At 64.5% G+C, this 18,816-nt stretch carries 20 protein-coding genes; 8 read left to right on the forward strand and 12 right to left on the reverse strand.

The window, feature by feature from the left end; translation table 11 throughout:
* Positions 1-535 precede the first annotated feature (535 nt).
* The 4 genes from FFS37_RS24380 to FFS37_RS24395 all read left to right on the forward strand — a co-directional run bounded on the left by FFS37_RS24380 (position 536) and on the right by FFS37_RS24395 (position 4,695).
* Positions 536-1,732 carry an amidase gene (locus FFS37_RS24380; RefSeq protein WP_137933523.1) on the forward strand — a complete coding sequence of 399 codons (1,197 nt, stop codon included), beginning with the start codon at positions 536-538 and terminating at the stop codon, positions 1,730-1,732.
* A gap of 2 nt (positions 1,733-1,734) precedes the next feature.
* The gene (locus tag FFS37_RS24385) at positions 1,735-2,634 is read left to right on the forward strand and encodes a LysR family transcriptional regulator (protein WP_137933524.1); all 900 of its coding nucleotides are present in this window, start codon (positions 1,735-1,737) and stop codon (positions 2,632-2,634) included.
* A 157-nt stretch (positions 2,635-2,791) separates the two neighbouring features.
* Positions 2,792-3,460, forward strand: coding sequence for a DUF1007 family protein (locus tag FFS37_RS24390; protein WP_137933525.1), 669 nt, complete (start codon positions 2,792-2,794; stop codon positions 3,458-3,460).
* Positions 3,457-4,695 carry a nickel/cobalt transporter gene (locus FFS37_RS24395; RefSeq protein ID WP_137933526.1) on the forward strand — a complete coding sequence of 413 codons (1,239 nt, stop codon included), beginning with the start codon at positions 3,457-3,459 and terminating at the stop codon, positions 4,693-4,695. The genes FFS37_RS24390 and FFS37_RS24395 overlap by 4 nt, the downstream gene beginning before the upstream one ends.
* 35 nt (positions 4,696-4,730) lie before the next feature.
* Here the strand turns inward: FFS37_RS24395 and denD are convergent, their stop codons facing one another.
* The 4 genes from denD to FFS37_RS24415 form a co-directional block, all read right to left on the reverse strand.
* Positions 4,731-5,708 carry a D-erythronate dehydrogenase gene (gene denD, locus FFS37_RS24400; protein ID WP_137933527.1) on the reverse strand — a complete coding sequence of 326 codons (978 nt, stop codon included), beginning with the start codon at positions 5,706-5,708 and terminating at the stop codon, positions 4,731-4,733.
* Between the two features lie 12 nt (positions 5,709-5,720).
* Positions 5,721-5,933, reverse strand: a complete 213-nt coding sequence (locus FFS37_RS24405) for a hypothetical protein (protein ID WP_137933528.1) — start codon at positions 5,931-5,933, stop codon at positions 5,721-5,723.
* Positions 5,934-6,002: 69 nt separating this feature from the next.
* Positions 6,003-6,977, reverse strand: coding sequence for a cation diffusion facilitator family transporter (locus FFS37_RS24410; RefSeq protein WP_137933529.1), 975 nt, complete (start codon positions 6,975-6,977; stop codon positions 6,003-6,005).
* A 26-nt stretch (positions 6,978-7,003) separates the two neighbouring features.
* A complete protein-coding gene (locus tag FFS37_RS24415) occupies positions 7,004-7,690 on the reverse strand; it encodes a GNAT family N-acetyltransferase (RefSeq protein WP_137933530.1) in 687 nt (228 codons plus the stop codon).
* Positions 7,691-7,773: 83 nt separating this feature from the next.
* On the opposite strand from FFS37_RS24415, the gene FFS37_RS24420 reads away from it, so the two are divergent.
* Positions 7,774-8,958 carry a pyridoxal phosphate-dependent aminotransferase gene (locus tag FFS37_RS24420; protein WP_137933531.1) on the forward strand — a complete coding sequence of 395 codons (1,185 nt, stop codon included), beginning with the start codon at positions 7,774-7,776 and terminating at the stop codon, positions 8,956-8,958.
* Between the two features lie 3 nt (positions 8,959-8,961).
* Here the strand turns inward: FFS37_RS24420 and FFS37_RS24425 are convergent, their stop codons facing one another.
* The 3 genes from FFS37_RS24425 to FFS37_RS24435 are packed head-to-tail and all read right to left on the reverse strand — an operon-like array spanning position 8,962 to position 11,224.
* A complete protein-coding gene (locus tag FFS37_RS24425) occupies positions 8,962-9,696 on the reverse strand; it encodes an MBL fold metallo-hydrolase (RefSeq protein WP_137933532.1) in 735 nt (244 codons plus the stop codon).
* The gene (locus tag FFS37_RS24430) at positions 9,696-10,373 is read right to left on the reverse strand and encodes an amino acid ABC transporter permease (RefSeq protein ID WP_137933533.1); all 678 of its coding nucleotides are present in this window, start codon (positions 10,371-10,373) and stop codon (positions 9,696-9,698) included. Before FFS37_RS24430 ends, FFS37_RS24425 begins: the two co-directional genes overlap by 1 nt.
* Positions 10,374-10,384: 11 nt before the next feature.
* Positions 10,385-11,224, reverse strand: coding sequence for a transporter substrate-binding domain-containing protein (locus FFS37_RS24435; protein ID WP_137933534.1), 840 nt, complete (start codon positions 11,222-11,224; stop codon positions 10,385-10,387).
* A 127-nt stretch (positions 11,225-11,351) separates the two neighbouring features.
* Here FFS37_RS24435 and FFS37_RS24440 point away from each other — a divergent pair, with 127 nt between their 5' ends.
* Both FFS37_RS24440 and FFS37_RS24445 read left to right on the forward strand, forming a co-directional pair.
* Positions 11,352-12,248 carry a LysR substrate-binding domain-containing protein gene (locus FFS37_RS24440; RefSeq protein WP_137933535.1) on the forward strand — a complete coding sequence of 299 codons (897 nt, stop codon included), beginning with the start codon at positions 11,352-11,354 and terminating at the stop codon, positions 12,246-12,248.
* A gap of 86 nt (positions 12,249-12,334) precedes the next feature.
* Positions 12,335-12,709, forward strand: coding sequence for a YciI family protein (locus FFS37_RS24445; protein ID WP_137933536.1), 375 nt, complete (start codon positions 12,335-12,337; stop codon positions 12,707-12,709).
* Between the two features lie 14 nt (positions 12,710-12,723).
* Here the strand turns inward: FFS37_RS24445 and FFS37_RS24450 are convergent, their stop codons facing one another.
* The 3 genes from FFS37_RS24450 to trhO form a co-directional block, all read right to left on the reverse strand.
* Entirely contained in the window at positions 12,724-13,479 is a 756-nt protein-coding gene (locus tag FFS37_RS24450) for an SDR family oxidoreductase (protein ID WP_137933537.1), read from the reverse strand.
* Between the two features lie 290 nt (positions 13,480-13,769).
* Positions 13,770-14,501, reverse strand: coding sequence for a tellurite resistance TerB family protein (locus tag FFS37_RS24455; protein WP_137933538.1), 732 nt, complete (start codon positions 14,499-14,501; stop codon positions 13,770-13,772).
* 110 nt (positions 14,502-14,611) lie between these two features.
* Positions 14,612-15,541: an oxygen-dependent tRNA uridine(34) hydroxylase TrhO gene (gene trhO / locus FFS37_RS24460; RefSeq protein WP_137933539.1), complete on the reverse strand. Its 930-nt coding sequence runs from the start codon at positions 15,539-15,541 to the stop codon at positions 14,612-14,614.
* A gap of 201 nt (positions 15,542-15,742) precedes the next feature.
* On the opposite strand from trhO, the gene FFS37_RS24465 reads away from it, so the two are divergent.
* Complete coding sequence (locus FFS37_RS24465; RefSeq protein ID WP_137933540.1) at positions 15,743-16,381, forward strand: 2-dehydro-3-deoxy-phosphogluconate aldolase; 639 nt, start codon at positions 15,743-15,745, stop codon at positions 16,379-16,381.
* 67 nt (positions 16,382-16,448) lie between these two features.
* Here the strand turns inward: FFS37_RS24465 and FFS37_RS24470 are convergent, their stop codons facing one another.
* Both FFS37_RS24470 and FFS37_RS24475 read right to left on the reverse strand, forming a co-directional pair.
* Positions 16,449-16,640, reverse strand: a complete 192-nt coding sequence (locus FFS37_RS24470; protein ID WP_137933541.1) for a hypothetical protein — start codon at positions 16,638-16,640, stop codon at positions 16,449-16,451.
* Positions 16,641-16,911: 271 nt separating this feature from the next.
* The gene (locus tag FFS37_RS24475) at positions 16,912-18,738 is read right to left on the reverse strand and encodes a DUF882 domain-containing protein (protein ID WP_232375754.1); all 1,827 of its coding nucleotides are present in this window, start codon (positions 18,736-18,738) and stop codon (positions 16,912-16,914) included.
* Between the last annotated feature and the right edge of the window lie 78 nt (positions 18,739-18,816).

Genomic DNA, 18,816 nt, shown 5'->3' on the forward strand with positions numbered 1-18,816 from the left:
TTCTCCATCACGCCTTTCGGCGCGCACAAGGGTGCGGACGCGGGCTGTCGGCCTCGCGAACACGCGGTCAAACAAAGGCGGGACGAAAATTCCATGGAACCAGCCGGTGGAGACCCCGGAACCATGAAACGCCGTCTCGCGGCGATGAACCTAGCCTTGCCCGGCTTCGGTTCGCTTTGTCTGCCTTGGCTTGGATTGGGAGAACCCCGTTCCGCACTGCCGGCAATGAAGGTGTGCCTCTTCAGTAACCCCGGTCTTTGGACGACCGGCAGAGAACCAGAAAGGCCCGCACCGTCGTTGCTTCAAGGTGTCCTCGATCTTGTGGTTGGCCACTGACCGACTGGAGGGGTTAGCTCCAGTTACCTTACCGATTGCCCTCACCATTCGAGGATCGGCGGACACCCACAGGCACGTGCGACTTTGGGCAACCGCGATATAGGAGCGAAGGGTTTCACAATCAATAAAAATCGTATCGCAGGTTGTAAAATTTCCGGCATCGAACAATGTAGGTGGAACCGTATCCGGATATCGAACGATGACAGGCACGCACGGCCCTCTCAATGCCTTTCTCGACCTTCGTCAGATGCCGGTCGCGCATGCCGAACTTGGCCCGCTGGCCGGCCTTCGGCTGGCTGTCAAGGACATCTACGACGTCGCCGGCTATCGCACCGGCTGCGGCAACCCCGGCAAGTACGCCGAAAGCCACGCCGCCTCGCGCACGGCGCCTTCCGTGCAGATGATTCTCGATGCCGGCGCACGCTTCATCGGCAAGACCCAGACCGACGAGCTGGCCTTCGCGCTGTTCGGTCAGAACTCGCATTTTCCCTTCCCGGTGAACCCGGCCGCGCCCGACCGCGTCACCGGCGGCTCCTCCTCGGGCTCGGCTGCGGCGGTGGCCGGCAGGCTGGCCGACATCGCCACCGGGTCCGACACCGGCGGCTCGATCCGCGCACCGGCGAGTTTCTGCGGCCTGATCGGCCTGCGCGCCACCCATGGCCGCATCTCGCTCGACGGCACGATGAAGCTTGCGCCGAGCTTCGACACGTTCGGCTGGTTCGCCGACGATATCGAGACCTACGAGACGGTCGGCAAACTGCTGCTCGGCCGCGACCCGCATCATCATCCTTTGGACCGCCCGCTGACGCTGGGCTGGCTGGACGAGATGGTCGCAAGGCCGGCGCTGGCGGAATATGCCGGAATGAAGGCGCTGGCGAGTTCCGTCTTCGGCGCCATGGCGATGCCCACAAGCCGCTTCACCGCCACGCCCGACGAGCTCTACTGGTGCTTTCGCCGGTTGCAGGCCAGGGAGGCCTGGGGCGTGCATGGGCAATGGATCACCAGCGGCGAGCGCGGCCTCGGCCCCGGCGTCGAGGAACGCTTCGGCTTCGGCCGCGCCGTCGACGACCGCACGGCGCAGACAGAGAAAGTCCGGCGGTTGACCTTTCGCGGCGAACTGAGCGCGCTGCTCGGCAGGGACGGCTTCCTCGTCCTGCCGACCGTGCCCGGCCCCGCGCCCTACGTGGACAGCACGCCGGAGCAGTTCCAGGCCTATCGCGAGCGGGCCTTGCATCTTCTGTGTCTTGCCGGCCTGTCGGGCTTTCCGCAGATCACCTTGCCCATCGGCTCGGTCGCCGGCGCACCGTTCGGCCTGTCGCTGCTCGGCCCTTCCGGGAGCGACATTGCCCTGATACGGCTCGGCCGAAAACTTCTCGACGCAGCACGAAAGGCCTGACCATGGACACTCTGACCCGCATGCGCGCCTTCATCGACGTGGTCGAGGCCGAGGGCTTTTCGGCGGCGGCGCGCAAGATCGGCCGCTCCAAGGCGCTGCTGTCGAAATATGTGCGCGAACTGGAGGACGAGCTCGGCGCGTTGCTGCTCAACCGCACAACGCGCCAGTTCTCGATGACCGAGGCCGGCCATACCTATTACCGGCGCGCCTCCGAGATCGTGCGCGAGGTCGACAGCCTGGCCGACGCCGTGCGCGAATCCTCCGGCGACGTGCGCGGCAGGATCAAGCTTTCGGCGCCGCGCACCTTCGCCGACGCGCCGATCGGCCAGTCGCTGATCGATTTCGCCAAGCAGCACCCCGACATCGTGCTCGACATCCAGCTCGACGACCGTTTCGTCGACCTCGTCGAGGAAGGCTTCGACCTTGCGGTGCGCATCTCGCGCCTGGAGAACTCCTCGCTGATCGCCAGGCGGCTGGCGCCGTTTTCCATCAAGCTCTGCGCCTCGCCTGAGTTGATCGCCAAGCACGGCATGCCGACACGGCCGCAGGATCTCGGCCACATGCCGTGCATCGTCGACACCAACGGCCGCGGCCTCAACAACTGGCCGTTCAAGGGCGACAACAACGATCAGCTGAGCGTCGCCGTGTCGGGGCCCATCGAGGTCAACAGTCCGATGGCGGCGCGTGCCGCAGCGGTTGCGGGACTCGGATTTTGCATCCTGCCGGATTTCATCGCCTCGCCCGACCTTGCCAGCGGCCGTCTGGTGACGGCTCTCGATGACCGCATCCTGTCGGGCGGCGGCATCTTCGCCGTCTATCCACACCGCCGTTACCTGCCAGCCAAGGTTCGCGTTTTCGTCGACTTCCTGGTGCAGTGGTTCAGGACGCGCGAGCAGGCGTGATCGCGCCCGAGCCCGGCTGCGCATCGCCCGCCATCCACTTGCCCGCTCGGGAAAACGCCGCGCACTTTTGGGTGAGGCGATGCCGGCGGTCCCAATTTCGCCCCCTTTCTGATAACTCTCGACAACTCCTCCGAGGCCGATGGAATCGCAACCGGGAATGCACCTGAAACGGCACGCAATCATGCTGGCTTCGGCCTTGACGGCGACCTTTGCCGCCACCGGACCGGCTTACGTGCATCCGCATGTTTTCGCCGAGGCCCGCCTCGACGTGATCCTGTCGCCGGATCACCAAAGTGTGAAAGCGCTGCGTCATCTCTGGCGCTTCGACGAGCTGTTTTCGAGTACGGTGCTGATGGAGTTCGACAAGAACTCCGACCTGAAGCTTGACGACAAGGAGCTGAAGGATGTCGCCGACACGGTCCATGCCTCGCTGGCCGAGTTCAACTATTTCCAGCTCGTCACCCAGGACGGCAAGGACGTGACCATGGTCCCGCCGCCGCACCTGATGGCCAATTTCGACAATGACCAGCTGATCATCCTGTTCGAGTCCGAACCGAAAGTGCCGATCAAGCTCGCCGGCAAGATCGACATCGGCGTCTACGATCCGACCTTCTATACGGCGATCGACTTCACCGAGGATTCCAACATCACGGTCGAGGGCCTGCCGTCGAACTGCACCAGCAAGGTGGTCCGGCCAGATCCGGATGAGGCGATCAAGGAAAACCAGAAGACCCTGACGGACGCCTTCTTCAACGATCCGACGGGCACCGACATGAGCAAGATCTTTGCCACCAAGCTCGAATTGAACTGTCAGCCAGAAGGATGAACCCGGTGACGAAACCGTCCCTGCGTTTGGCATTCGGCCTGTTGGCCATCACCTTTTTCGCCATGAACTTCGCCAGCGCCGCACATGCCCAGAGTTCGCTCGGCATCGGCGTCAATGACGGCATGGCGCCCACCACCGGTCCGTTCGCCCACATCCTGATGTGGATCAATCTCCGGCAACAGGAATTCTATCGCGCGCTGGCGACAGCCATGAAGGCGATGCGCCAGGACAACAGCAAGATCTGGATCCTCATCGGCCTGTCCTTCGCCTACGGCATTTTCCATGCCGCCGGTCCCGGCCACGGCAAGGCGGTGATCTCTTCCTATATGGTGGCCAATGAAGTGGCGCTGCGGCGCGGTATTCTGCTTTCCTTCGTCTCGGCGCTGCTTCAGGGCGTGACCGCGGTCGCGGTGATGGCGCTCGCCTATTTCGTCCTGCGCGGCACCGCCGTCTCGATGACCGACGCGGCCTGGTTCATGGAGATCATGAGCTTCGTCTTCGTCACCCTGTTCGGCGCCTGGCTGCTGTGGCGCAAACTCGGCCCTTCGGTGCTGCGCCTGTTCGGCAGGGCTCCCGCCTACAGCCTGTCGGCCGCTCACGCCGGCCATTCCCATGCGGGCCATTCTCACGCTGGCCATTCGCATGGCGGCCATTCTCATGCCCACGCAGGCCATTCGCACGCCAGCCACAGCCATGCGGCACACGCCCACTCGCATGCGCTTCATGCGCATGACGATCATGGCCATGACCATTCGCACGACCATCACGACCATAGCGGGCATGACCATGATCACGGCGCGCATGATCAAGCGCATCATGACCATGCGCGTCACGATCACGCGGCCGGTGAAGTCTGCGAAACCTGCGGCCATTCGCATGCGCCCGATCCGGCATTGCTGTCCGGCGACCATTTCGACTGGCGCACGGCCTGGACGGCGGTGGCGGCCGTCGGCATCCGCCCCTGCTCCGGCGCGCTGATCGTGTTGAGCTTCGCGCTTCTCAACGGGCTCTGGCTCGGCGGACTGCTCTCGGTGCTGGCGATGTCGATCGGCACCGCCATCACGGTGGCGGCGCTGGCGACGATCGCGGTGACGGCCAAGAACTGGGCGGTGTATTTCGCCGGCGACGGACGCCTGGGCAACCGCATCCACTCGATCGTCGAGATCGGCGGCGCCGCCTTCGTCTTCCTGTTCGGTCTGCTGCTGCTGTCGGCGAGCTTGGCGGGCAACGTCTGAGCCCGTTCCACCCCGATCGAACGGGATAGGCTTGCCTAACCGGGAACCTTGCCGCCCAGCTCATCCTCGATATGGGCGCGGATGATCTCGTCGAAACTCTTCTCGGCCGCGAAGCCAAGCTCACGTGAGCGTCGCGCCTCGAAGCGCGTCGGCCAGCCCTTGACGATCGCCCAGATCGTCTCGTCCGGCACCTCGCGGATGAGGCTGACCGCCTTGGCGCCCGCGACCCGTTCCAGAGCCTCGATCTGCTCGCCGACGGTGACGGCGACGCCCGGCATGGTGAGGTTGCGGCGGGGGCCGACGGCGCCGCCGTCGATGCCGGCCGCATGGATCAGGAAGTTCACCGCCGAGCGCGGGCTGGCATGGGTGTGGACCACCGAACGCGGCACCGGCAGGATCGCCTCGTGCCCGCTCAGCGGCTCGCGGATGATGCCTGAGAAAAAGCCCGAGGCCGCCTTGTTGGGCTTGCCCGGCCTGACGCAGATGGTCGGCAGCCGGATGCCGATGCCGTCGAAGAAACCGCGCCTGGAATAGTCGGCGAGCAGCGCTTCGCACATCTGCTTCTGCGTGCCGTACGAGGTCAGCGGCGTCGGATGGAATTCGTCGGGGATGACATCCGGGAACGGCGCGCCGAACACGGCGATCGACGATGTGAAGACGATGCGCGGCGCAAAGCCGGCCAGCCTGATCGCGTCGAACAGGGCGCGCGTGCCGTCGAGATTGACGCGGTAGCCGAGATCGAAATTCGCTTCCGCCTCGCCCGAAACAATGCCGGCGAGATGAAAGACGACATCGGGCCGGGAAGCGACAAGGCGCTCGGCGGCGCCGGCCTCGGCGAGATCGCCCGTGTGCAATGCCACGCTGACGCCGTCCATGGCCGGCGCCTGCGGCGGCACGATATCGTGCAGATCGAGCGCGGTGATCTTCCGGCCGTTGAGCCGGCCACCCACCGCCAGCCGGGCAATGAGCTTGCGGCCAACCATGCCCGCGGCGCCGGTGATCAGAATGCGCATGTCAAACTTCCTCTATTTATCCTGGTTCCTGCGCTGGTTGCGGGCACGCAGCCAGAACACCGTGAAAAACGCCAGCACGAAGACGACGCCGAAAATGCCGGCAAGCACCGTTGAAAAGCTGCCGAGAGCCAGCATCACGGCCGGCAGGTAAAAGGCGGCCGTACCAAACAGGAGGATGATCAACAGCGCCGCAATGGCCGAATTCCTGGTGTCGCGGCCCATCATGCCGCACCGGGGCGGCGGGCGCTCGTCAAGCTGGCTTCCAAGTCGGTGAAACTCCTGAGGCAGGGCCAGTCATCGACCGGCTTGGTGAAAATGGCCATGATGCGAGGCCGCATCATGCTCGTGATCATGATCGTCGCCATCGTCGGCGCACTGGCCGAACTCCGGTTCCACCGTGGCATGGCTGATGCCGTGCGTCGACGCAAGCCGCTTCTTGATGGCGCTGACCACCTCGTGGGCATCGACGCCATCGTCGAGGCAGGCATGCAGTGTCGTCATGTTGCTGGTACCGTCGAGCGACCAGATGTGCATATGGTGTATTTCGCGCACGCCCGGCACCGAAGCCTCGACATCCCTGGCAATCAGGTCGCGGTCGAGATTTGGCGGCACGCCTTCGAGCAGGACATGGGCGGCCGCGCGCATCAACTTCCAGGCGGTGGACAGGATCAGCAGCGAGACGAAGACTGACAGGATCGGATCGATCGGCGTCCAGCCAGTCGCCAGGATGACCAGCGCCGCCACGATCGCCGCCGCCGAACCCAGCAGATCGCCCAGCACATGCAGGATGGCGCCGCGCATGTTCAGGCTCTCGCGGTCGCCACCATTCAGCACCAGGAAGGAGCCGATATTGACCAGCAAACCGAGGCTGGCCACCACCAGCATCGGTCCGGCGAGCACCGGCGCCGGCGCCTCCAGGCGGCCCCAGGCTTCGTAGACGATCCACAGCGCTATGACGAAGATGGCGATGCCGTTGGTATAGGCAACCAACGTCTTGACCCGGCCGAAGCCATAGGTGAGGCGGCCGGTAGCCGGCCTGTCCGCAAGGTGGAAAGCATACCAGGCAAGCCCGAGCGCGACCGCATCGGCCAGCATATGGCCTGCATCGGCCAGCAGCGCCAGCGACCCGGTGAACAGGCCGCCAAGCGCTTCCGCGACCATGAAGCCGGCGGTCAGGCAGCCGGCGATCAGCACCCGTTTCTTGTCGGTCGCGCCATGGACATGCCCAGCAGCGTGATCATGTCCCTGCGAGCCATGGGCATGTGCCATCCGCCAACTCCCATCAGCCCGTTTCTTTAGGCGCCGAACTCCGCGCGAAAATCCTCCAGCCGCCGCTTCTGCTGACCGGCGCCGTCGAAATTGGCCGGGTCGAGCCACGCCTCATAGGCCTTGCGCAGGGCCGGCCATTCCTTGTCGATGATCGAATACCACGCGGTGTCGCGGTTTTCACCCTTGACGATAAGGTGCTGGCGGAAAATGCCCTCGAACTTGAAGCCGAACCGTTCCGCCGCCCGCTTCGACGGCTCGTTGCGGTTGTTGCATTTCCATTCGTAGCGGCGATAGCCGAGCTCGTCGAAAATATACTTCATGAAGAGGAACTGCGCTTCCGTCGCCGCCGGCTTGCGCGAGATCAGCGGCCCCCAGTAGATGTTGCCGATCTCGATGACGCCATAGGCCGGGTCGATGCGCATCAGCGTCTGGCGGCCCGCCACCTTGCCGCTGGCCTTGTCGATGATAGCGAAGAACAGTGGGTCTTCGCTGGCCTCGACCTTGTCCAGCCAGGGCTGGAAGGCGGCGCGTGTTTCCGGCGGATAGTCCGGCAGCCAGGCGAAACGGCCGCCGGCATCGGCTACGGAGGATGCTTCGTAGAGCCCATCGCCATGTTTGGCCGCGCTTAGCGGCTCGACAAGGACATACCGTCCTTCCAGCGCCTTGCGCTGTGGCCGCGGGCGCGGCTGCCAGTCCTTGAGATTTTCCGACACCGAAAACTCCAATCCGTTTGACTTTTTCCTGGTGAGGCTCACAAAAACGCAACTCAGCAGTAAGAACCACAGGGACGGGAAAAATGCTCCACACGATTTCGGCCTTCGACCGTCTCGGCGAGGAAAATGCCTTCGCGGTGCTCGCGAGGGCAACGGCACTTGCCCAACAAGGCCGCGACATCGTCAATCTCGGCATCGGCCAGCCCGACTTCAAGACGCCGCAGCACATCGTCGAGGCCGCGATCAAGGCGTTGCGCGACGGTCATCATGGCTACACGCCCGCCAACGGCCTTCTGGCCACCCGCGAGGCGGTGGTGCGGCGCACACTGTCCACCACCGGCGTCGAGGTTTCGCCCGAGACCGTAATGATCCTGCCCGGCGGCAAGCCGACCATGTTCGCCGCCATCCTGATTTTCGGCGAGCCCGGCGCCGAAATCCTCTACCCCGATCCCGGCTTCCCAATCTACCGCTCGATGATCGAGTTCACCGGCGCGGCGCCCATTCCGGTGCCGATCCGCGAAGAAAACGGCTTCGCCTTCTCGGCCGAGGAGACGCTGGCGCTGATCACCAAGAAGACCAGGCTCCTCATCCTCAACTCGCCGGCCAACCCGACCGGTGGCGTGACGCCGCGCGCCGAGATCGAAAAGCTGGTCAAGGGGCTGGAGAAGCACCCCGATGTCGCCATCCTCTCCGACGAGATCTACGACGTCATGACCTATGACGGCGAGACCCATTGCTCACTGCTTGGCTATCCCGAGATTCGCGACCGCCTGATCGTGCTCAACGGCTGGTCGAAGACCTGGGCGATGACCGGCTGGCGGATGGGCTGGTCGATCTGGCCGAACGGCGACAAGGGCGCCCATCTCTACGACAAGGTGCGCAAGCTGGCTGTCAACTGCTGGTCGTGCGTCAACGCGCCGAGCCAGTTCGCCGGCATCGCGGCCATCGATGGTCCGCAGGACGATGTCGCCACGATGATGCGGGCCTTCGACAACCGCAGGAAGATCGTGGTCGAGGGCCTGAACGCCCTGCCCGGCGTTTCCTGCATCACGCCCAAAGGCGCGTTCTATGCCTTCCCCAACGTGTCGAAGACCGGCTGGAAGGCAAAGAAGCTGGCTTCGGCCCTGCTCGACGACGCCGGCGTGGCGCTGATCGGCGGCCCCGATTTCGGCATTCTGGGCGAAGGCTACATCAGGCTCTCCTACGCCAATTCCGAGGAGAACATTTTGCGCGCGCTGGAGCGGATTGGAGCGTTCCTGGCGAAGTAGGCTTCAAGCGGTTCTGGCGAGATAGGCCCTTGCGATCGACCGCAGTTCTTTCTGGTCGATCGGCTCGCCATGTCCGCAATAGGCGCGGCTGAACTCGACCTCCAGAAGCCGCCGCATCGTCGCCCGGTAGGACTTGACGTGCGAACCCGGAAGATCGTCGATCAGGCGCCCGCGATAGATCGCATCACCGGCGAAGAAATCGCCGTTCCGCTCGTCCAGTAGCCCTATCGACCCTGGCGAGTGGCCAGGCAAATGCAGGATACGAAGCGACCTGTCGCCAGTCTCGATCCTGTCGCCTTCGTCCAGTGTCCGGGTCAGCGGCGCCGCCCTGACCTGGAAACGCTGTGGCTGCCATCCCGCGTTCGGCAGCCTGTCGACGGCCTCCGGCTGTGTGCGAAAGAGATGCGCCAAAGTGTGTTCGTCCGCCATATCGGCGAAAAAAGCCGCCTCCTCACGATGGCCGGCTCTCGCATCGAACTCGCTCAACCCGCCGACATGATCGACATGGATGTGCGTCGCCACGGCCAGCACCGGCTTGCCCTGCGACAGGTGCAGCATTGGCCTGAGCGGTAAGATGCCCATGCCGGCATCGATGATGAGGTCGAGATCGCGCCCGACGACATGAAAGACGTTGCTTCTGAAATAGGAATGGACATGCGGCTCCCATATCCGCGAGATGTCCGGCCCCAGGATTTCGCGGACAAACCAGTCGGGCGTTGCGTGAGGCGGGGTCGGCATCAGCGATGGCCCCGGGCAAGCATGCGCTCCAGCTTCATCTGGACAACAGTCAGCACCGACACCATCGACATGTAGTAGATCAGCGCTGCCCCGTACCACTCCAGGAAGCGAAAGCTGGTGGCGATCGCGAACTGGGTGACGGTCATGAGTTCCTTGAGCGAGATGACCGTCGCCAGCGAAGTCGCCTTGAGCAGCGAGATGAACTCGTTGACCAGCGCCGGTAGCGCGACGCGAAGCGCCTGCGGCAGAATGATCAGGAAGAATATCTGCCCCCTATGCAGGCCGAGAGCCGCCGCGCCCTCGGACTGTCCCTTACCGATCGATGCGTAGGAGCTGCGCAGGATCTCGGTCAGGTAGGCGATCTGGATCAGGGTCAGAGCGAGAAACGCCGCCACGAAAGGACTGAACCAGTCCGCCCGGAACACCGCCGACAGCTGCGGCAGCCCGTTCCAGATGAACAAGAGCACCAGCAGCGCGGGCGCGCCGCGAAACAGCCAGACGAAGCCGGCGATCGAGAGGCGCACCCAGCGCCGCTTCGATGTGGCAAGAGATGCCGTCGCCAGCGAGATGGCCAGGGCGACCGCCATGACCAGGAGCGAAAGCACCAGGGTCAGCAGGGCCCCTTTGGCAAGGGGCCAGCCGAACAGCGCCGTCACGAAGAGCTTGCCGTCGAACACGTCGGCCGCCCTCAATCGGTCGCGTGCTTGACGTCGGTAGCGGTCTCGGGAAGATTCCACTTCCCCAGCAGCGCCTTCATCTCGCCGCTGGCCTGCAAGGCCTCGATGGCCTTGACCAGGGCCGCGCGATTGTCGCCGCCTTTTCTCAGATAGATGCCGTAGGTTTCGCCATCGCCGTAGTTGTAAGGCACCTGCAGCCGGCCCGGCATCTGCTTGATGCGGAAGGCCGCCGTCGTGTCTTGGGTAATCGTCGCCGCCGCCCGGCCGACCAGGATCTGCTCGATGACGGCGGAAGCGGACGGATAGGTCTGGATCTGCACCGGCGTTTTGCCGGCCTTTGCCAGTTCTGCATTCAGGTCCGCCGCGGTCTTTTCATAGGTCGTGCCGGCCTCGATCGCCAGCACCTTGCCGCTGAGGTCGAGCGGCGTCCTGGTTTCGGTATCCGACGCGGACGTCACCATCACGACGTTTGAAACGAAGTACGGCACGGCGTCGTAGGCCTTGAGCCGCTCCTTGGTCACCATGATGCCGCTTGCGACGAGATCGCAGCGCTCGGCGCCGAGCGACGGCAGCAGACCCTTGAAATCGCCGACCACATATTTGGTGGTGCCGCCCCACTGCCTGGCGATGGCGTCGACGACATCGACCTCGAAACCGACCAGCTTCTCGTCGCCGGGATTCTCGTAATACTGCATGGGTGGAAAATCACCGCCGGTGCAAACATTGAGCACGCCGTTGCGGACAAGGTTGACGGTCTCGGCCCGTGCCGCCGGCGCGGTGGCGGCAAGGGTCATGAAGGCCAGTCCGCCAAGGGTGATCTTCGCCGCAAGAGCGATGCGTGTCTGAAGCATATCCGGTTCCCCATTCTTGTTTTTGTGATGCCGACTGGCGGCTGCGAGGAACCATATGTTGCAATTTCCATCAGACAAGCTAAATCTTTAGAAGAAAAAGAGAGCAGTTTTTCTAAACTAAGGCACCATGTCCGTTCCCTCCCTTCATTCGTTGCGGGCCTTCGAAAGCGTGTCGCGGCTGGGCAATATCGCGGCGGCGGCGGCCGAACTGCATGTCACGCCGGGCGCCATAAGCCAGCAGTTGCGTGCCTTGCAGCTTTCCCTGGGCGTGGACCTTTTCAGGAAGAACGGCCGCCGGCTCGAACTCACGGAACGCGGGGCGACGCTTCAGAAAAGCGTTGGCATGGCGATGCATCAGATCGCCGATTCGATCCGCGAAATATCGACAAGCGCCTACTCGGGGACAGCCAAGGCGGAGTTGCGCGTCTCGGCGCCTTCCGTCTTCGGGACGACCTGGCTGACAGCCCGCATATTTCAGTTTCTGGACGCCAATCCCGACACGCGGCTGCAGATGCTGACCGCGATCACCTTCGAGGAATTGGACTGGCGCAAGGTCGATGTCGCCATCGTCTATGGCAGCCCGCCCTGGCCCGGATTTTCATGGCGGCTGCTGCACAGCATGCATGCGGCGCCGGTCTGCAGCCCGCAATTGCTGCGCGGGCCGCACGGCATTCGCGAGCCGCGCGATGTCCTGCATCATCGCCTGCTGCACGAGGACGACGGCAGCCAGTGGCGGCACTGGCTGATGCAGGCGCGCGTGCCGCACACCGTGCAGTCCGACATCTATTTCGACAATTTTGCCATGGTGCTGCAGGCGGCCCGGGATGGCCACGGCGTTGCGCTCACCAACGACATCATATCCTTCCGCGACCTGGATGAGGGGCGCCTCGTCCAGCCGCTCGCCCTGTCCACGCCGGCCGCCCGGAACTACTACTGCATCTGCCGCGAGGAGGGACTGGCGAACCCGGCCATCGCCGGGTTTGTCGAGTGGCTCGTCGATCAGGCGGCAAAGCCATCGCGCTGAGACATCAGAGGATCTCCTCTTGTTCCCGTCCATCCGACTTTCTACGATCGGCCCGTTTGGATGACGTTTTGAAAAGGTGACGCCGGATGTTCTATGCAATCCTTGCCTATCACGTGGAAGATGCCATCAAGGCCCTCACGCCGCAGGAAGACGCGGCGCTGATGGCCGAACTGCTGAAGATCAACACCCAGCTTCATGAGGACGGCACGCTCGGCCCGTCCGCGCGCCTGGGGGCGACACAGGATGCCTTCACCTTGCGCGGCCCGGGCGACGGCGTGATCATCGACGGCCCCTTCACCGAGACCAAGGAACAGTTGCTCGGTTTCTATATCGTCGACTGCGCCGCGCGCGACGAGGCCATCGCCATCGCCCGCGACCTTCGCCGCGTCAATCCGACAGCGGTCTACGAGATCAGGCCAATTCTGCTCTTCAAGCCCGGCGTGCCGCTGGCTGGCAAATAAGCCGCGCCCAGCGCTCACCCGCGCCCGACGAACGGCATCTTGGTCGCCATGACGGTCATGAACAGCACGTTGGCGTCGAGCGGCAGGCTGGCCATGTGGACGACAGCATCGGCAACGCGCTGGACGTCCATCACCGCCTCGGCTGCGATCGAGCCATTGGCCTGGGGCACGCCAACCGTCATCGGTTGGGCCATGTCGGTCAGCGCGTTGCCGATGTCGATCTGGCCGCAGGCGATGTCGTAAGGGCGGCCGTCGAGCGCCAGCGTCTTGGTCAGCCCCGTAATGGCGTGCTTGGTCGCCGTATAGGGCACCGAGCCCGGGCGTGGCGCATAGGCCGACACCGAACCGTTGTTGATGATGCGTCCGCCCATCGGCTTCTGCCTGCGCATGGCGCCGAAGGCGGCGCGTGCGCACAGGAACGAACCGGTGAGGTTGACGCCGACGATGTCGTTCCAGACGTCCACCGGAATCTCGTCGATCGGCGTCGATTTGTAGCCCATGCCGGCGTTGTTGAAGAGCAGGTCGACGCGCCCGAAAGCCTCCGTCACCGCCTTGAACAGATGATCGACCTCATCGGCCTTGCTGATGTCGCAGGCAACCGCCAATGCCTTGGCCCCGGTCGGCCCCGCCTCGGCGATCGCCGCGTCCAGCACCGGCTTGCGGCGGCCGCAAAAGACCGTGTTCCAGCCGGCCTTGAGCAGCGCGGTGGCGACGCTCTTGCCGATGCCGGTCCCGGCGCCAGTGACGATGGCGGTTCTTTGCTCGGTCATTGCAGATGTCCTCCGGCAGCGCCGTGCGCTCCCAATGATCTTTCAGGATTGGTTCGGGGAAGGCATCGCAAATGGCGTGGGCCATGGCAAGCGCGGCCCGTGGCACAGGATCGAATTCAGACTGTTCGGAAAAAGGGCCTGTCGGGGCCGACAAAAAGGGCGGTCATTGGCGACCGCCCTGATCTGAACCAAGCTTGGGAGGAGGAAAGCCGGTCCGACTGCCTAGAATGATGCGCTTCCTGAGTTAACGAAAGGTTAACGCCGAAAAAGCGTCCCTGTCCCGATTTGGGTTACCAGCGTGGATTGGGCGAGGTTCCCACGGGCACCTTGGCCGCCGAAACGGTTGCCTCGACATGGTCGACCAGCGCGTCCGGCAGCCCGAGCCGGCCGGCAAGCAGGTCGAGATAGCCGCGCTCGGCCCGCGTATCGGGATCGATGGTCAGGCGCGACGCCGTATAGAGTTCGAGCTTCTGCGCGTCGGTATGGGCGGCGGCCACCAGCGTGTCGAGATCGAGCGGCCTTTCCAGTTCCGCCATCAGGAATTTCTCGGCATCCGGGCCGATGCCCGAGAGGCCGAGCTTGCCGGCGATCTTCTTGCGTTCCTCGTCGTCGACATGGCCGTCCGCCTTGGCGGCCGAGATCATTGCCCGCACCAGGGTCAGCGTGAATTCGTCCTCGCCTTGCGGCGCCTGCGAGGGATGAAAGGCGGTGTCCTTCGGCGGCGGCAGCAATTCCGGATCGCCGGCCGGTGGCGCCTGCTCGGGCGCGCTGCCCGCCTTGTAGTTCTGGTAGGCCTTGTAGGCGAGGCCGCCAATGGCGGCGAGACCGCCGAGCCTGACGGCGGCGCCTGTTACCTGCCGTCCAGTGCCGGTGCCAAGCAGCACGGCGGCCAGGGCGCCGGCGGCCAGCGGATTGTCCTTGGCCATCTGGACGGCCTGCCCCGCCTTGTCCCGCACCGTGCCGGTGGTGCCGGGAATTTGCGAGCCGAGCAGATCGTCGAGAAGCTTCTTGGGATCGAACATTCAGTGCCTCCAGCATGTGCCCGGCCGAACGGGCAGGTTTCGAACGCCGAAGACGTAGGTCCCGAAACCTGACATTGCAATGACAGGCAGCCGTCTTGCAGCCGCCCCTGTCAGGATCCGATGTGCGGCCCCTTGCCCCGCGCCTGCGCGAGATCGACCTGCCGCTGGCGCTCGGCGTAGCGCTGTCGGTCCTCGTCTGAACGGGCGTCGAAACAATGCGGGCAGGAAACGCCGGTGACGAATTTCGGCGACGCCAGCTCTCCCGCCGTCAACGGATGCCGACAAGCGCGGCAGAGTTCGGCATCGCCCTCGGCGAGGCCATGCGACACCGAAACCCGCTCGTCGAAGACGAAGCACTCGCCTTGCCACAGGCTCTGTTCGGCTGGCACCTCTTCGAGATATTTGAGGATGCCGCCCTTGAGGTGGAAAACGTCCTCGAAACCGAGCGATTTGACATAGGCGGTGGCCTTTTCGCAGCGTATGCCGCCGGTGCAGAACATCGCCACCTTACGGCCTTCGAGATCGCCGCGATGCGCTTCCACCCAGGCCGGGAATTCGCGAAAGCTCGCGGTCGCGGGATCGACCGCGCCCTTGAACGTACCGATCGACACTTCATAGGCGTTGCGGGTGTCGATGACGATCGTGCCGGGCTCGCTGATCAGTGCGTTCCAGTCGGCCGGCGCGACGTAGGTGCCGGCACTTTTCGCCGGGTCGATGTCGTCCACGCCCATGGTGACGATCTCCCGCTTCAGCCGCACCTTCATGCGGTGGAACGGCATCTCGGCGGCAGTGCTGTACTTGACCTCGAGCCCCGCCAGCCCGTCGATGGCCTCGATATGGTCGATGAGTTCGGCGACCGCCGCTTCGCTGCCGGCCACGGTGCCGTTGATGCCCTCATGCGCCAGCAGCAGCGTGCCCTTGATGCCGCGCCCGCAGCAGAAGGCGGCAAGCGGCGCGCGCAGTTCGTCAAAGGCATCGAGCCGGGCAAACCGGTAAAGCGCGGCGACACGGACGGGCTGGGATGAGGCGGACGGTGTCATTGGCAGAGCAACTAGACGCTCGGAAAAGCCGATTCAAGGCAAAAGGGGTTTGGCGGGCTGTCATGGCTCTGTCGGGGAAGAGCCGGTAAACTGTCCGGCGGCGCGTGACATCGCGACGCGACCGGTGTCGTGGACAGGCAAACACGCGTCTGCTAATCGGTTGAAATCGCCTTCGACATGGCTCGACACGGAGAGAGACAGATGCCCAGCAAGACCGAAAAACTCCTGTCGCTCCTCAACGGCCAGCCTGTCATCCCGGTGCTGAAGATCGCCAATGTTGCCGATGCCGTGCCGCTGGCCCGCGCCCTGGCGCGCGGCGGCCTGCCGGCGATCGAGATCACGCTGAGAACCGCCGACGCGCTGGAAGCGATCCGGCGCGTGGCGGCCGAGGTCGAGGAAGCCATTGTGGGCGCCGGCACCATTCTGGACAGCAAGCAGTTCGACGAGGCAGCCAGCGCTGGTTCGCGCTTCATCGTCAGCCCCGGCATCACCCGTGAGCTCCTGGCCGCTGCCGCCGCCAGCGAGGTTCCGCTGTTGCCCGGCGCCATCACGCCCGGCGAGATCATGGCCGCCCGCGAAGCCGGCCTTCGGTTCCTGAAGTTCTTCCCGGCCGAGCAGTCCGGCGGCATCGCCTCGTTGAAAGCCTTCGCCTCGCCGCTGGCCGACGTGAAATTCTGTCCGACCGGCGGCATCACCGGCAAGAACGCCGCCGACTATCTCAGCCTGCCGAACGTCATCTGCGTCGGCGGTTCCTGGGTCGCGCCCGACGACTTGGTCAAGGCAGGAAAGTGGGACGAGATCGAGGCGCTCGCGCGCGCCGCAAGCCAGCTTCGGAAATAACCTTCGAGGGCAAATGAAAGACCCGGCCGGCTTTCGCCGACCGGGTCGATCAGCATGCGCTTTCGGCCTAATTGCAGACCTTGACCTGCTCGACGATCTTCTTGTGGTGACGCCAGTGCGTGACCGTCTTCATCCGGCAATGCTTTCGCATGTGCATATGGTCGTGGGTTTTGATCACCACGGTTTCGGCTAGCGCGGGAGCCACGGCAGCAGAAGCTGCCGAAAGAGCCAGAACCGATGCAAGTAGAATCGTCTTCATGAATATCCCCATATTGGAAGGTACGCACCCTAACCCGCCGAAAGGCCCGCTGTTCCGTCTTCACGGGAAGTTCAGCCGCTCGTGATCATGCGCAAACGGGATCGATCTCGCGCGACGGACGGTTGATCTCAAGGGCTTCGATTCAACAGGATACGCTGTTGCATCCAGACAATGATCGTCCCGACAAGCGCGTCAGGCACCGGGCCATCATGCCTCGGACAGCACAAAGCCGCGCAGTCGCCTGCGCGGCTTTACCGGATTGGCTGAACCGTTACTTCGTCTGGAAGCGGGCGACCGACATGAATTTCACGGCATTGCCGGTGAAGCGATTGACGTCAGCCACCTGAGTTCCCTGCTGGAAGCCGGCCGTATAGACCTCGCTCGGCGGCGTATGAACGATGTTGTAGGCGTAGCCCGGCGCCGTCGTGGCGCTCGAAACGGTCGCGACGTTCTCGCCGCTGGTCAGCGCCCACCGGGCGGCCTGGGGCGCCGCGGCAACCACCATCGCCCTGGCGACCGGCTTCTGGTCACGGGCGGTGGCCCGGGCTTCCTTGCGGGTGGTCTTGACGCCGGCGCCAATGACGGACGCCGGATCGGAGCCGGCCGGGCGCGCGGCGACGGCCTGGCGCGGCGACGCCGCATTGGCATCGGAGGGATCGTTGAAGGCCGAGCGCGGCTGTTCGGCCAGGGACGCGACCTGATATTCGTCGGCATTGCCAGTCTGGGTACTGGCTGTCTGGGCATTGGCTTCGTCGAGAACGGCCTTCACGGCGTCAGGCTTCGCCGGCTCGGGACGCGCCGTCGGCAGCACCGAGAACGCGTCCGTCGCGGTCTTGCCCTGGTCGGCCGTGTCGGCCAGCGCCATCAGCACATCCTTGCTGGGCGGCGGCGCGAGGTCCGCCGGCAGCGTGCGCTCGGGGCGCCATGTCGGCAGCGGAATATTATTGACGGCAACCTGCGCCGGATCGGCGGCGGCGGCCTCGGCGATCGCCTGCGGATCGGCCTTGCCGAACGGCATGTTCGCCGGCGCCTGCGCGGTCGCCGTGGCCTGTTCGGTCGTGGTGGTCGCATCCGCCGTGGCGAATGGCACGTTCTCAGGCTGCGCGCCGACATCGACCTTGGGCCGAGGGGCGAAATCGGGCAGCGGAACTTCCTTGGCCGGCAGCGCCGCGATGATCGTCTCCGGCGTGTCCTTCTGCGGTTCCTGGGCCTGCTCGTCGGCGACCTGCGGAATCTCGGCGCGTTGCGCGTTCTCCGGCGCCACGATGGCGATGCCCGGAAGATTGCCGCTCTTGGCGCTGGTCAGCACCGGCTTGGCATTTCTCGGCTTGGGCGCGGGAGCGGCGGAAGCCGTCTCGACATCGGCGCTGTCGTCGGCCTCGTCGTCGCCGCCACCGCCAAAGAAGGCCGAGAGGAACCCGCCCGATTTCTTGCCGCTGCCGCCAGCGCTGGCCATCTCGATGTTGGGCGTGCCGGAGCCCTTGCGCGCCTTGTAGGAGGCAAGCGCCTGCTCATAGCCGGGCAGCGGCCGGCCGTCGCTCGGCACATGCAGCGTCTTGCCGTTGGGGAACAGGCTGACCAGTTCCTGGCGGCTGATGCCGGGCCAATGGCGCACATTGCCGACATCCATATGGACGAAGGGCGAACCCGAGGTCGGGTAATAGCCGACGCCGCCGCCCTGCATCTTCAGGCCGATATTGCGCAGCTTCTTCAGCGGCACGCCCGGAATGTAGAAATCCATCGCCTTGCCGAGCATGTGCTGGCTCTTTTCGGCGACACCCCGGCTGCGGCTGCGCAGCATCGAGTTCGTCGACGGCGAGCGGTAGCCGCACACGACCTGGATATAGTCGGTGGCGCCGCTTTCACGATAGGCCTCCCAGACCAGGTCCAGCAGGCGCGGGTCCATCTTGGTCGGCTCGTTGCGGCGCCAGTCGCGCAGGATGATGTTGATCTTGCGCAGGCCCTCGGGATCATAGCGGCCATTGCGCTTGTAGACGATCTCCGCCTTCTCATGCGTGTGGAGGTGGTAGAGCTTCAGCGAACGAACTTCGGCCTGGGCGCCTGTGGCGGCCGCGGCAACAAAACCAAATGCGACCATCAGCGCTGCCAGCCATCTCGGCCAGACGCTCACCTGATGATGCCGCCCGTTTGTGAGTCGTTCGATTCTGTTCAAATC

The sequence above is a fragment of the Mesorhizobium comanense genome (genome assembly GCF_005503535.1).
Taxonomy (GTDB): domain Bacteria; phylum Pseudomonadota; class Alphaproteobacteria; order Rhizobiales; family Rhizobiaceae; genus Mesorhizobium; species Mesorhizobium comanense.